The organism is Polaribacter sp. M10 (assembly GCF_054968445.1).
This window is the reverse complement of sequence record NZ_JBSSBG010000006.1, coordinates 156,594-171,176: the sequence shown is the minus strand read 5'-3', so window position 1 is coordinate 171,176 and position 14,583 is coordinate 156,594. Positions and strand designations below refer to the sequence as shown.

The window sequence follows — 14,583 nt, the reverse complement described above, 5'->3', positions numbered from 1 at the left end:
TTTAAAAATCAAATTAAGTATGTCTCGTCAATCTTGTAGAGTTGCCTTATGACGAGTGGTGGTTTGTATTCTTCGTACGTAGATACATTATTGTCTAAACCTTCAAAAAGGTTACTATAAGTGTAAACAAATGAAGCTATAAATAGGTGTTGCTCAAACGTGATCTTGTCAACTTGCAATTGTAATTCGTCTTGACCTTGAATTGCTAATTGCTTGTCATTACAACAGTTTTTCTTTATCACTGAACACTCTTCAGTTGAAGGTTTTTCCATTTCCATGCCACAACCTTTGGCCTTATGAAAAAGAGCAGTTTCCACTAAAGTATCTCCACAATAATGCATGTTTATAGTAAATGACATTGTAGCGCATAACACTACAAAAACCATTACTAAGGCTATTATTTTATGGAAAAACTGTTTTATATTCATATCTGATACAAAGTTACGAAAATTTAACAACTTGTTATTTTGTTTTGTAAAAACTATAATTAATCTTCAGTATTTGATAGGGAGTGTTTTGAAAATATGTATCATAATTTAGTTACCAATTCAAAATATTAGATGGTAATTGTTAAGTTTTGTTATATTAAAGATTTTCTGCAAATGCTGCTAAATTGATCTACTTATGCAGATAATACTAGGAGCATATCTGTAATTTTAAAAGTACCTTTATCGGGTTAAAAATACTTCTATAGAAAAAATGGAGAGCACTTTCTGTTGCTTGATATTTATATTTTTTCAGCAGGATTGCCTATATTTTTTTACCTGCTTCAAAAACTTCTAATTTAATACCATTTATTGGAATCATGTTAGGTTCCGGAATTTTACTGGTTTCTTTTATTGATTTCATCTTATTATTGAGTTTAATTTGTTAATTACAAGAATCATTTAATACTTGATGATTGGATAAGGTTACAGATGGTATATTTTGACCATTAGCTATTTTAATACAATTTAAACTTGGATTTCTATCTACTTTTAATTCCACTAAGTTTTGATTTTTACTTACATCTAAACCTGTAATCAAATTACTAGCTATGTATACATGCGTTAAACTCGTATTTTCACTAAGATTAATACTTTGTAATTGGTTATCTGATACCAATAATGTTTGTAGTTCTTTATTTGAAGATATATCTAAACTATTGAGCTTATTTGATGTTAGCAATACGTTTTTAAGATTTACAACTGAACTTATATCTAGGTTTATTAAATCATTATTACTAAAATGAAGAACTTCTAATGCTGGATTATTAATACTTAATTCTACAAAGTAATTGAAAGATAAATCAATACTTTTTAGTTTTACTAGGTTAGATAATCCTATGATCGTTGTAAGTTGGTTTGATGTTAAATCTAGATCTACAAGGTTTGTGTTTTTACTCACATCTATGCTAGATAGGTAGTTACCTGCTAGATATACTTCTTCCAAAAGAAAATTAGCACTCAAATCTATCTGCTCTATATCATGTTGATTTGCATATAATCTCTTTAAACTTGTAAACCCTTCAATACCAGATAAATTAGTAATAGTACCCAACTCTAAGTTTGCTAAATCTAAATCTTCAATAACTTGAGCATCTGACTTCAGTATTTGGCGGTTAACAACGCCATCTGAATCAATACCTTTTGCTATAAGTATTTCCTCGAAGCTAGTGTCAGGTATACTTAAAAAATTATCAGAGTTTATATTCATATTGTCATCTTTTGAACACGAAAAAAACAGGCTGATTGCTAATAATGCAGTGTAAAATAGTTTTATATTTTTATTCATTTTATTGATTTAATGAGAATTAACTCTTCAATTATTTTAAAATTTATATTGGTTGGTACATGTTTAGACCCCACTAATAACATTACTTCTTCTAAAGAAGGAAATACTTTCTTAGCACGTTTTATCATCTTTTTACCTGGAAATAAGATGTCTTTTTCGGCTGCAAAAATGCTGATTGGTGTTTTAATGTTTTTTGCCTTTTCCTTAGTTATTATTGGTAAAGGTGAAAAATCCATATTACACTGTTGAAATGTAGTTGACATGAAGTTTAATGCAAAATCATCGTATTCTGAAAAAAGTGCTTGCATTACTTTTTTAATGTATTTTGTATTATTAGTTTTTATAAACTTTTTTAAGGGTATAAACATTTTCCATAAACCAAGTAATGGATTACCATTAACAATATATACAGGTGCAATTAAGAAAACTTGTTTAATAGATGATTCATTAAATTCTAAAGCTTTTACGCTAATTAAACCACCAAAAGAAAAACCAACCAAGGTTACATCTTTTAGTCTTAATTTAATTATGATTTCTATCAGCCACTTTCCATAATCTAAAGACTTCATGTCTAATCTATTTTCTGCACTTTTATTCGGTTGTGCTAATACATCAACTGTGTAAACACAAAATTTTGAAGATAAATTTGGAAATGATTCTAAAATTAAAGGGGCACAACCTCCTGTACCATGAATCAGCAGTAAAGGCGGATTTTTAGTATTACCAGTAATGATCACATTAGTTACTCCAAACTTTGTTTCTAACAATTTTTCTGAATATTTAATATTCAGCTCATCTAACTTTTGATTGTAAAGGGTTATGATTTTTTCTTTACCTTCTTTAGTTTTGAAAAACATATTTATTCTTTATTTGATTGATGATTGTAATAGTTTTTTTGATTAAATGATATATGACTATTTCTGATTTTAATACTTTATAGCCTATATTTTATTTTTCAATGATTAAGTTTTCCAAATACCTAAGAGCCGTAGCTATTAAATTCTTTCGGTTTTTTGCCTTTTCATTAAAAGAATCCAAAGTCTCTCTATTTAATTTTTTTCCCTTCACAAAAACATAGGTTGGATTACGAAGTGTCGATAACTCAACAAGAGGATTTTCATCCACTAATAATAAGTTGGCAATCTTGCCTTCTTCAATAGTCCCAAGTTGATTCATCATTGCATGCGTTTGGGAAGCATTTACAGTAGCCGTTTTCAAAACCTCGAAATTAGAAAGTCCAGCTTCTTTGTAAAAATTCAGTTCTTGATGAATTGAAAACCCTGGAAGGGTAACTCCAATACCGCCATCAGTACCACAAATTATAGTAACACCCGCTTCATGCAGCTTTTTAACGATGGTTATGTGAAAATTGTGCTGTTTTTTTATCCTATCAACGGTCGTAGGATCTTCTTTTTTAGCATTGAACCAACGTTCAAACTGTTCTTTGCTATCCGTTTTTTTAATGAGTGGATTCATGTATTTTAATGATTCTGATTCTAAAATGTAATCATCCATCATCATTTGATAAATATTACTAAATACCGTAATTGTAGGACTATAATTTGTGTGTTTGGATTGCGAAATTGAATCAATTATGGGTTGCAGTTTAATAGTATCTAAATCAAACTGTAAGGGTTGCTGTACAATTTCTTCAGCATGTTCAATAGTTTTGATTTGAAAATTCAAATGATATGAAAAAGATACTTTTTGAGAAGGGTGAGCAACAATATCAATATCAGAAATCTTGGCTTGTTCAATCACAGCATCAAAAACCTTTTTTTCTAATCCATAATATGTTTTGATGAAATCGTAACCTCTGTCTTTATATGAAATAACTTTGTCTTTAGCTTCACTCGGATTACTTAGATTTAAATTGTCATAACCAATGAATTCTGAGCCTGTTAATTTTGGTCCTGTCGTAAAAAACGATGGTGAAAAAATATTATCTTCCATTACATCTTCTTTAATTCTTAAATGCATTGGCATACCCCAAAGATTTCTAACGGCTGTTACACCATTGGATAGGTAGAGTCCGAGTTCATATCTATCCCACACATGTACGTGCATATCGATAAGACCTGGTGTTAGATACTTATCCTCTCCGTCAAAAATTTGAATTCCATTGACCTCAATAGTATCTGCAATCTTTTCAATAATTCCGTCTTTTATATACACCATTTTATTAACCAAAACAGTGTCTTGGTTCATTGGGATAACATTGACATTCTTTATGAGATAAGAATTATTAGATATTGATTCATTCTTATTAATATCGAGATAATTTGTTCTTGATGAATCAATCCAAAGTGTAATGATTCCTATGAGCACTAGCAAGCCGATAAGAGCGAAGACAATTTTTAAAATTCGTTTTACTATTTTCATTTTTATAAATTTTAAACAACGTATTATATCAATTAAAAATTAACAGTAGTTGTGGTTTAAAAACATTTGATGTTCGTTTTTTTATTAATGATTTATGGATTGATGATAACAATGTTGCCCACTTTGCGAGCTGTTTCAATATATTGATGAGCGTATTTTAAATCCTCTAAATTATATGTTTTGTCAATATGAGTTTGCAGTTGATTCTGTTTAAAGAGACTTATTAAGTCCTTTAGCAAACTTTTTAATTCTTCTTTCTTTTTTATGCCAGTAGCTTCAAACTTAACTTTTTGGGGGTGCAATATCATTTGCCCTAATATTTGAATACTTAGTACAGGTGTCATAAAAATTCCATTATCATTTAAAATATTTTTAGAGTTATTATAAGAAAGCTTACCCACAGTATCGTAAACCACATCATATCTACTTTGTAGTTCGTTCAATTTTATTGTGGTATAATCTAACACCTCATCTGCACCTAATGCTATCACAAAATCCATATTTTTTGAACTACATATACCAGTAACCTTTGCACCCATTGCTTTTGCTAACTGTACAGCAGCAGAACCTAAACTACCAGAAGCTCCATTAATAAATACATGTTGACCTTCTTTAATTTTTGCATGTTCTTTTAGGAAATTATAAGAGGTTAAAAAACCGTCACATATTGGTGCAGCGTCACAATGAGAAATATTTTTTGGTTTTTTTTCTACAAGTTCATTTTCTCCAATACATAAATATTCGGAGTTACTTCCGTTTCCAAACAATTTTTCTCCGAAAACTTCATCACCTATTTTAAACCTTGTGATTTGTGAACCTATAGCCTCTACGATTCCTGAAAATCCCGTTCCTAAAACTGTGTTCTTAGGTTTGAATAATCCTAAAAATATTCTACCAAATTTAGGTATACCTTGTCGCATCATTGTATCTGCTCTTGTTACTGATGCGGCTTTGATTTTTACTAAAATCTCATTAGGTTTTGGTGATGGGATTTCAACATCAATTATTTGAATAACTTCTGGTGAACCGTATGTTGTATAAATTGCTTTTTTCATAATTGTTATTATTTAGGACAAAAATGGTAAACATATGTATTATAAAAGTTCTTCTTTATAAAGCCGAACGAAATGGATTACACAGTAGTTTGGGATTGGAGACACTTAAGATTTACTCCGTTAATTAAAAGCCAAATACCAAATACTAGCTCAAATAATGCACCTGGTGCCATCAATACCATTAATTGTTTTGAAATGACTGGAAATAGAATTTGCGAAGTGAAACCTATAAAAATTGTTGTATAGGTGAAAAGCCCCCAATAACTTAACCATTTAGGTACATAAGAAGCTGATTGTAACAATTTAATAAATATGAATGCACCTATACTCATAAGAATGAGATGAAGATTAGATCCCATGCCATATACGTCAAAAAAAACAGAAGCTAATGAATGTAAAGTATCATTTGTAAACTGGTATTTTTCTTCCTTTCTTAAAATAATTAATGGCGCTGCATATAATAATAGCATTACGAAACCCATCACGACTTCTGCCACTCTAAATATAAATCCGAGAGTCGCTCTATTTTTATTAATAGACTTCGTTAGTATATACAGTGCAACAGCCATCCACATTACTAATGCGTACATTGTAATATCTAAAACTATGGACATTCTAAACTGAAATTCTGATGCTAATAGTGTTTCAGGTTTATGTAGACCTATTTTAACAAAGAAAATATTTATGAACCCAATTAAGGTTGTTGTTAAATAGGTAAAACCAACTATTTTAGTTTGTTTCTGTATTTCACTAATTTTATTATTTGTTGTGCTCATCTTTTTTGAGTTGTATATTCTAAACCTGCACCAATTGCAATTCCAATGGGTAGCGATAATGCAATATTAGAGGTTAAGACCCCAACTAACACTCCAAAAATTACACCTACAGCTATCTTAACTCCTTTTGTACTTTTTTTTGTTTTCATTTTTTATTGATTGTATTAATTACTTTTAAAAGTAGGATGAATGAAAGCGTTTAAAGTTCTATTTTATGAATCAGCACTAAGTTTAAGAATTGAATATTATTGGGTGATTATTAACAATAAATCGATTTAAAGTTTCTTTGGATATAGCTTCTGGATAAGACATAACCAATAAATCAATTTTACGATTATCGACACTTGAAGGCACTTTGTAATCGTGTAAGTTTAATTTAAATCCTAATCGCTCGTAAAAATTTATTCGTCTTTGGTCAATACTTGATGCTGGTAACTCCACTTCTAAAAGAATAGACTTGTCATCATTATTAATAAACGTATTGAGAATTAGTTTCCCAAAACCTTTATTTCTAATATTTTTACTTGTCGCAAAGTGGTCAATATATCTAAACTCTTCAAAATCCCACCATAGAATAAACCCAATAAACTGATTGTGATCAATTAGAATCTCAAAATGATAATTGCTTCTTTTTAAAACGCGTTTTTGGACATCTAAAGTCCTTCTTTCATCAAGAGGGAAAGCATCATTATAAAGTTTCCACGCTTGATGGAAGTAATTATCGGTACTTTTTTTTAGTCTTTTTAGTTTCATTATATAGATACTTGATAGGATATAAATATCAGAATTTGTCATTCCTTCACAGGATTCCATATAGGTAAAGAAATACTGCTGTTACCTGTAAAGGTTATTTTCAAAGGAATTTCTGCATCCTTAACGCTTTCACTATTTACATCTCTACCTGTGCCATAATTAATTTGAGCATTGTTGTTTTTATTTACATTAACAACTACAACAAACCGACTACCTTTCTGTATTTTTTTGCTAATCAATTTAGAATTATCAAAAGACACTTGCGTCTTTTTATTAGGTACAAGTAAATTTCTGTGCTCTCTGTCTTTAGAAAAGCTAGCTCTACCAATATAATAGCTTAAATGAAAGTATTTGTTTTCTGGTGTTAATTGATAGACTATAACAGAATAGTCAACATCTTTTTTATTGATTAAAAACTCAAGATTCCCAGTAAAAGAACCATTGATAATAATATCTTCTTTTAGAGCTTCAGATTTAAAAATTAAACCATCGTTTAAGTTGATGTTGTCTTTTTCTAGAGGCCATGGATAATATTCTGTATTAGTCATGCTTTTTCTATCTCTCATATCAACTTTCATATCAACTTTAGAAGGATTCGCTTCTGATTTTAACTTATAAAAATCATCTGTTTTTGTGGCACTAAAATAATACATTAAGGTATCATTGGCCATGGCACTTAAACTCGGTTTATGCATCCAAGTATCGGTATCCATTACCTGAAAATTCACTTTATCTTTTAAAATACTTGGTTTTGCTTTTCCTTTTAAAACATAATCAAACCATTGGTAAATAATATCCTTTCCAATGTTTATCAAAGCAGATTTGTCTAATTTATAATTCCTTAAGCTTTCTTCTGGCTTCGATTGTGCAGTCCAATGATCATAAGGGCCAATTAATAAAAAATGATTTGGGTTTTTAGCATATTTATGATGTTGATTGTAGTAATACATCGCACCTCTTTGCGAATCATCATAATACCCTGTAATGGTTAAAATAGGAATATCAATCTTAGTAAATTCCTCCTTATATGGAATCATCTTTTTCCAATAATCATCATAACTAGGATGCTGCATATAGGTGTTCCATAATGTATTTACTTGGCCATCTAAACTATCCAATTTGTTATATGCAACTCCGGTTTTGTACCATGTGTTTTTTAAGGTATTCCAACGATTAAAATCATTCGAAGCTTCAAAGTCTAGAAACTTGTTGTTGGTGACATAAAAATTCCAAGAATATGAATAATTATGCAGTACATTATTTTCCATCGGATAATCAATTCCAGGCGCAATGGCTACCATTGGAACAATTGTTTTTAATGCAGGATGTACTTTATGTTTCATAGAAGCCCATTGCGCAAAACCATTGTAACTACCACCAAACATTGCTACTTTTTGATTAGACCATGATTGTTTACTAATCCAATCAATGATCTCATAAACATCTGTATGTTCATATTCAAGAGGTTTTATATCGCTTTTACTCAATCTTTTCCCTCTTGTATTAGAAATAACTCCAACATAGCCCTTAGATGCTGCTAACATTGCTGAAGCTATATTTGTACCTGTATAGATAGAAGACACTAATATTGCAGATTTTTTAGTAGTTGAACTTCCCTTTTTCTGAACTAATACCACAGAAATTTCTGCACCATCTTTCATAGGTATTACAATACTATCATTTGTAAAATACTTGCGTTTATGGTCTTGCTTTATTTCCTGAAAATAAATAGCTCTGGTAGATGAAAACACAGTACTTAAAAAGTATTTTTTTACTAAATCTTTAGCTATTTCCTGTGTTATTTTTCCTGATTTAATATTACTGTACGTATTGTTGAAATCACTAACATAATAATCTGTAGGATCTCTTAATATCAACGCTTTATCTAAATTAATAACTTGTATATCATCAGAGTTATTTACGTATTTGTTATAAGAGTTTTTAAACGCATCTTTAAAATTCGAAGAAAGCTTTGCCTCTACATAATGCCTATATATATCTAAATACGGTCTTTGATCTTTTGGTATTTCTTTAATTGCTTTTTTTAAAGTAACTAATGCCGCTTTATAATTACCTCTAATGACCTGAAAATTAAATATATCTAATTCTAATTCTAATTCTGATGAATTTTGAGTATCACATAACAAGGCTAATTGCTTCATTTGATTTGCAAGTGCTATTGAATCTGAGAGTTCTACCTTCTTAAATGATATTTCTTGACCAAAAGAAGCTATAGGTATAGTGATTAAAAGTAATATCAGGACTAATTTTTTCATTGTTTGTGATTGAAAACGGATAGTAACCTATACTATTTCTCATTTGGTTTTTTATACTTGATTAACTCTTCATTGTACAAAAAGCCATCTTGAGTTTGCGTCATTTTAATAAAGTTTTTTATTTCTGGTGCATACAACCAAACTTCATCTGTTTGCGCATTGTATCCTCTAGAATTTGAAACCGTTCCTTTGTATTCAATAGTATAAGCCATAAATGTACCTGCGTCTACAGTTTCTTGTTTATAAGATACTACTTTTGCATCTTGACTTTGAGTTCCTGTAGTACCATCTTGACTGGTCCAATTTTTTTCATATTTCCATTTCTCACCAACTTTTAAAGGCCACTTGTATTTTGGTGTTTTGCTTTCTTCTGGCTTTGTAATGTCTGTTAGTGGAATTGTATCTTTTCCTATTGTCATACCTAAAACGCCATTCTTACTAACAATTTCTCTTGTGTCTTCTCCATTAGAACGTACTTCACCTTCTGTGGTTACTCCTTTATATTTCCAAACCCATGTTTCCCCAACCATATAATCGTTTAACGTTGGTTGTTCTGCTAATGAATCAGTGTTTTCACTACAAGACATCAACAATGAAATTATAACTAAATACACGATTTTTACTATTCCGAATGCAACTTTTAAATACTTCATAATAAGAGTTTTAAATTAATGATAATACAAAGTAAAGGTGTCTGTTTCTATCAGAAAAGGAAAAGTACATGAGCGTAAATAAATGTAAGCGAGCGTTATAAAATTGAGCGATTGTTTATTTATAAACTGTTCCAGTTTTTAAACTTAACAGATTGTCTATTAGATACTTCTACCTTTTCTCCTGTAGTTAATATAATTTGTAATTTATTATTGAAGTAGGGGTGAATCTCTTTGATATAGTGTATATTAATCATTTGGCTACGATTTACACGGAAAAAGACTTTAGGGTCTAATTTCTCTGATAATAAATTTAAAGAGCGCTTTATCATTGCTTTATCCGAACCAAAATACAAACGTGCATAATTTTCTAACGATTCAATAAAATGTATATCTGTTAGCGGAATAAAATAACATTTTTCACCATCTTTTATAAATATCTTTTGATGCATGGGTAAAATTGTAGACTCTAATTGTACTCTTTTAGATAATTCTACTTTCACTTTTTCTATTGTTTTAGAAAAACGTTCCTCTCTTAAAGGTTTTACCAAATAATCTAAAGCGTTCATCTCAAAAGCTTTTACAGCATATTTATCATAGGCTGTTGTAAAAACAACATCTGGTACATTGGTTAATTCTTCCAATAAATCAAACCCAGATTTCCCTGGCATGTGGATATCTAAAAACAATAGATCTGGCTGTAAGTCTTTAATTAAAGTTATGGCCTCATCTACATGACTGGCTTCTCCTATAATTTCAAACTCTTGGTATTTTTCTAATGCACGTTTTACTTCTTCTCTAGCCAAACGTTCATCATCAATGATTATGGTTTTATATCTTTTCATCTTCAATATGCATTGGAATTATTATTTCTGCAACTACACAGTCATTTTCTTTCGCTATTAAGCTAAAATTAGCCTTGCCTTTATATTGGATTTCTAAGCGTTTTTTTAAGTTTTTTATACCTAATCCAACACTTTTGTTTTTGTTAATTACTCCAGGATTCTCAACCGTAATATGAATATTCGCATCCTGTTTATTAATTTTCAAGAAAACAACACCACCTCCAACTTTTAAGTCAATGCCATGTTTTATAGCATTTTCAACTAACAACTGAATACTTAACGTGGGAATCTTATAATTAATCAGGTTATTATCAATATTGGTTTTTAGTTGCAGTCGTTCTTCAAAACGCATTTTTTCTAATTCAATATAATCATAAACTAAGGCAAGTTCATTTTTAATAGAAATTAAACCTTTGTCTTTTTCATATAATGATGACCGTAATAAATCTGACAATAAATCAATTGCTCTTCTTGCCACGTTAGGATTTTCGATGACCAACGATTTAATTGAGTTTAAGGAATTGAATAAGAAGTGAGGATTTAATTGAGCCGATAAATTATCTAATTGAGCTTGTTTAGCTATTAAAGATAATTGAGCATTTTCTTTAGCCGTAACAACTTCCTTCTGATAATAATGATACAAGTGATACGCCAAAATCCAAATAGACATTAATCTTAGTCCGGTAAGTAATATTGGATCCCAGTAAATAATAGACTTCCATAGATTTTTATCCTCGCCTGCAATCAAAGTCCAGTAAGCATGCCATTTCAAATTGTTTATTAACACGTATAAAACAGCTAATAAAAGTATTGTAGGCACTAAACGGATTAGTAGTTTTTTTATAGGTAAACTACTCCATTTTGCTTTTAAGGCAAATCGTCTGTACATGTGTGTTAAAAATATTCCAATCGAAATATCTAATACATAATTTAACAGCGTATAAAAAATGCCATAATTATCTCTTGTATATACTGTATATGCCCAATAAACAGAAACAATACTCCATCCTATTAATTGACATTTCCAATAAAGAGATATTCTTGTATTACTAATATTTGTTTTCTTATTGATATCCATTCCTAAACAAAGCAACGAAATACTTTTAAATAGTGAAAGGAAAAATACAGGAACGTCAAATATGAGGTTTAAATGCTGTTATAAAACAACATGCTAAGTTCTAATCATTCTAATTATAAAGTCAGAACTAATTGTTGTTCTTTAAGTAAGAATTAGGTGTGGTACCTTCCATTTTTTTGAAGAATGTATTAAACACTGTTTTAGAGTTAAAACCACTATCGTAAGCGACAGCCATAATTGTTAAACCTTTATTTTCTTCTAAAAGAACACGTTCTTTAAATTCATTCACTCTAAAGGTATTCACATATTCCGAAAAGTTTTTTTGAAAGCCCAGATTTAATAACTGAGAAACATAATTAGCAGGAAGTTCCAAGTAAGATGCTAAATCTTTTAATGATAAGTCTGGGTTTAAATACAGTTTGTAATCCATCATAATTTGCTTCAACTCTATACTGTACTTTTTAATGTCGTTTGTATCTAGTAAAACTTGTTTGTACTTTTTTTGTTGTTTGTAGTTAACATTATCAGGAATTGCTTTAAGCATGATGTCTTTAAACCTTTTGTGATGTTTTACAGGTTTCAGAATTGGTGATGGATTTAATAGCAAAACTAATGGTAAACGTTTATTATATGCTTGCTCTACTAAATCAATTACCTTTTCATTATTACCTAATAAGGCATTAACTAATATCATAAATGTAAATGCCTTATCTACAAGTTCCGTTGTTAAATAAGATTTTAATTCCTTTAATCCCTGATTGCACTTTTCAGTATCATTGAGTTTTGCATAACACATGGTTAACCCTCCTAATTTGGTAAGGTCTTTCACAGAAACTCCTTCAAGTGAATTAAAATAAGTTAAGGCTTCTTTTGGTTTGCCTGATAGTAATATACAAGTCCCAATGTAGATTGGTGGAAAGGGTAACATTGGATCTAGCTCCAATGCCTTTTCCATATGTGTAATTGCAGTATCATATTTTTCTTTTAAGTAATACAAGAAACCCTTGTAATGATGATTTATAGCAGCAAAAGGATCTAATTGTAATGCTTTGTCGAGATAATTTTGAGCTGCATCTAGTTTCCCTTCTACAGTTAAAAAGTTAGAAATGGTTAAGTAAATATCGTCTGCTTGTTGTATCTCTAAAGCCTTATTGGCATGTTCGTAAGCTTTCTTAAGATTCCAGTTTTGCCAGCATTCTATCCAAGCCTTATTCAATTGAGACCTGGATGAATTTGGGTCTAGCTCTAATCCCTTTAACAAATAAGGCTGTGCCTTCTTGTAGGCTTCAAATGCAGGTAACAACCCCATGGTTCCCATATTAAAAAAAGCTAAATTAATATCTAGATAGGGATTGGGAAAATTGGGTGATTTTTGAATTACTTTTTTTAAGATCTTGATCCCTTTTATAGAGTTTTTATAATCCAACTTCATGATGTAATACCTGCCTTTCAGATATTCTCTATAAATAGCTACTGGAACATCTATAGGTGCTACTAGTTTATCTTCAATTTCAAGATGCCCTATGTGTTCGCGTAATTTTTCAGCTATAAACAGACTAATTTCATCTTGTATTTCAAAAATATTGTCTGGGTTTCTATCAAAAGTTTCTGACCAAAAATGAAAATCATCTAGAGTATCTATCATTTGCACTGTTATGCGCATTTTCTTTTTTGACACTCTTACACTACCCTCAATAAAAGTCGCTACATTTAATTTCTCTCTTATCTCTTTAATAGTTACTGTTTTGTTTTTGAAGTAAAATGAAGATGTTCGAGAAGTAACCGAAAGTTGTTTGATTTTTGCTAATGCGTTAATGATTTCTTCTGTTAATCCATCACAAAAGTATTCGTTTTCAATGTTGTTACTCATATTGACGAATGGAAGTACTGCTATGGATTTATTATCTATCATTATATTTTTTACCCTTATTTCTCTCTAAATGTAATATAAATTTTTAGTTTGGAAATTGAATTCATTAGATATTTTGTTTCTTACAAAAACCATAATTTATCTTTTGCATGTTCTGGAATTGGAGCATTAAAACGAGGTGCTAGTTCTGCAACCATTGCTGGGTATTTTATGGTAACAGGTACATTTTGTTGTCTTAATGATTTCCAATATAATCTACTAAATTGATATACTTGGGTAAGTAATTCTGTTATAATATTTGCATCTTCGAAAGCGTCTTTGTCTGGACTTGATATACTAATTTTAATAGGGAATGGATAACTTTCTGTAGCAGAATACTTATTATCATTGTTATACCTAGCGTTGTTAAATAGGAAAAATATATTTAAACCTATTCTGATATACGTACCACTTTTTGGCATTAAATTAGACCAATTGCTATCATAGGCAATAATGTCTTGTGCTTCAGTTTTGTTGATGTTTAAAATATATAGAGCACATGTAAGCCTAATAGTTTCATACCTTATTTTATGGGTTTTATTTCTTTTTCCCTCATGTCTTTATAGAAATGAATAACGACTTTGTCAGGTTCAAAATGAGATGAGAAATTTCTGATCTTTTTACAAATATTACCTGCTAATGCTTTACTACTGCTTTCTGAGAAGTAATCGAAATCTCTAAACAAACCATTATTTTGAAAGCTAAATGCACTTGCAATGTATCTTCTATTTTCATCTTGAAACGTAAATGCGCCAACACCTATAACCAATTCTTTTTTTTCTGTAATAGCTAGTTTCCAAGGTACTCCTCCTAATTTTACGTGTATAAAATTTAGTTAAAAAAGAACAGATTTAGAACAGATAAAGGAAGATTGTTTTTGTTAAAGTAAAGAAAAACAAGTAGTTGTGTAGTAAGGAAAAGTGTATTACTTTCCGATACAATATATAACTAACCCTGTATTCATTGGTAATACTGCATATGGGCAACAAATAGCATACAAAAAACATATAAAAAGAGAAGATTAGCAACAACTATTAATAAATAGAGCAACAAATATAGCATAAAAAAAACCGCTCGATTAGAGCG

Annotated in this window: 15 protein-coding genes; all 15 read right to left on the bottom strand. The window is 29.9% G+C overall.

Features of this window, described 5'->3' with window-relative positions; all coding sequences use genetic code 11:
• Positions 1-8: 8 nt before the first annotated feature.
• Positions 9-422: an HYC_CC_PP family protein gene (locus tag ACWYN7_RS08380; protein ID WP_462859460.1), complete on the bottom strand. Its 414-nt coding sequence runs from the start codon at positions 420-422 to the stop codon at positions 9-11.
• A gap of 448 nt (positions 423-870) precedes the next feature.
• Positions 871-1,773 (bottom strand): leucine-rich repeat domain-containing protein, encoded by a 903-nt coding sequence (locus tag ACWYN7_RS08375; RefSeq protein ID WP_462859458.1) that lies wholly within the window; start codon positions 1,771-1,773, stop codon positions 871-873.
• The gene (locus ACWYN7_RS08370; RefSeq protein WP_462859457.1) at positions 1,770-2,630 is read right to left on the bottom strand and encodes an alpha/beta fold hydrolase; all 861 of its coding nucleotides are present in this window, start codon (positions 2,628-2,630) and stop codon (positions 1,770-1,772) included. Before ACWYN7_RS08370 ends, ACWYN7_RS08375 begins: the two co-directional genes overlap by 4 nt.
• A 91-nt stretch (positions 2,631-2,721) precedes the next feature.
• On the bottom strand, positions 2,722-4,155 hold the full coding sequence (locus tag ACWYN7_RS08365) for an amidohydrolase family protein (protein WP_462859456.1): 1,434 nt from the start codon (positions 4,153-4,155) through the stop codon (positions 2,722-2,724).
• Positions 4,156-4,247: 92 nt separating this feature from the next.
• Entirely contained in the window at positions 4,248-5,210 is a 963-nt protein-coding gene (locus tag ACWYN7_RS08360; protein ID WP_462859455.1) for an NAD(P)-dependent alcohol dehydrogenase, read from the bottom strand.
• A 77-nt stretch (positions 5,211-5,287) separates the two neighbouring features.
• Complete coding sequence (locus ACWYN7_RS08355; protein ID WP_462859453.1) at positions 5,288-5,986, bottom strand: DUF4386 domain-containing protein; 699 nt, start codon at positions 5,984-5,986, stop codon at positions 5,288-5,290.
• On the bottom strand, positions 5,983-6,135 hold the full coding sequence (locus ACWYN7_RS08350) for a hypothetical protein (RefSeq protein ID WP_462859452.1): 153 nt from the start codon (positions 6,133-6,135) through the stop codon (positions 5,983-5,985). Before ACWYN7_RS08350 ends, ACWYN7_RS08355 begins: the two co-directional genes overlap by 4 nt.
• Before the next feature lie 82 nt (positions 6,136-6,217).
• The gene (locus tag ACWYN7_RS08345; protein WP_462859451.1) at positions 6,218-6,739 is read right to left on the bottom strand and encodes a GNAT family N-acetyltransferase; all 522 of its coding nucleotides are present in this window, start codon (positions 6,737-6,739) and stop codon (positions 6,218-6,220) included.
• 38 nt (positions 6,740-6,777) lie between these two features.
• On the bottom strand, positions 6,778-9,015 hold the full coding sequence (locus ACWYN7_RS08340; protein ID WP_462859450.1) for a CocE/NonD family hydrolase: 2,238 nt from the start codon (positions 9,013-9,015) through the stop codon (positions 6,778-6,780).
• 32 nt (positions 9,016-9,047) lie between these two features.
• Entirely contained in the window at positions 9,048-9,668 is a 621-nt protein-coding gene (locus ACWYN7_RS08335; RefSeq protein ID WP_462859448.1) for a hypothetical protein, read from the bottom strand.
• A 119-nt stretch (positions 9,669-9,787) separates the two neighbouring features.
• Complete coding sequence (locus tag ACWYN7_RS08330; RefSeq protein WP_462859447.1) at positions 9,788-10,510, bottom strand: LytR/AlgR family response regulator transcription factor; 723 nt, start codon at positions 10,508-10,510, stop codon at positions 9,788-9,790.
• Positions 10,497-11,588: a sensor histidine kinase gene (locus tag ACWYN7_RS08325; RefSeq protein ID WP_462859446.1), complete on the bottom strand. Its 1,092-nt coding sequence runs from the start codon at positions 11,586-11,588 to the stop codon at positions 10,497-10,499. Before ACWYN7_RS08325 ends, ACWYN7_RS08330 begins: the two co-directional genes overlap by 14 nt.
• A gap of 127 nt (positions 11,589-11,715) precedes the next feature.
• The gene (locus tag ACWYN7_RS08320) at positions 11,716-13,458 is read right to left on the bottom strand and encodes a tetratricopeptide repeat protein (RefSeq protein ID WP_462859445.1); all 1,743 of its coding nucleotides are present in this window, start codon (positions 13,456-13,458) and stop codon (positions 11,716-11,718) included.
• Between the two features lie 122 nt (positions 13,459-13,580).
• On the bottom strand, positions 13,581-13,919 hold the full coding sequence (locus ACWYN7_RS08315) for a hypothetical protein (RefSeq protein WP_462859444.1): 339 nt from the start codon (positions 13,917-13,919) through the stop codon (positions 13,581-13,583).
• 101 nt (positions 13,920-14,020) lie between these two features.
• Entirely contained in the window at positions 14,021-14,266 is a 246-nt protein-coding gene (locus ACWYN7_RS08310) for a hypothetical protein (RefSeq protein WP_462859443.1), read from the bottom strand.
• Positions 14,267-14,583 lie beyond the last annotated feature (317 nt).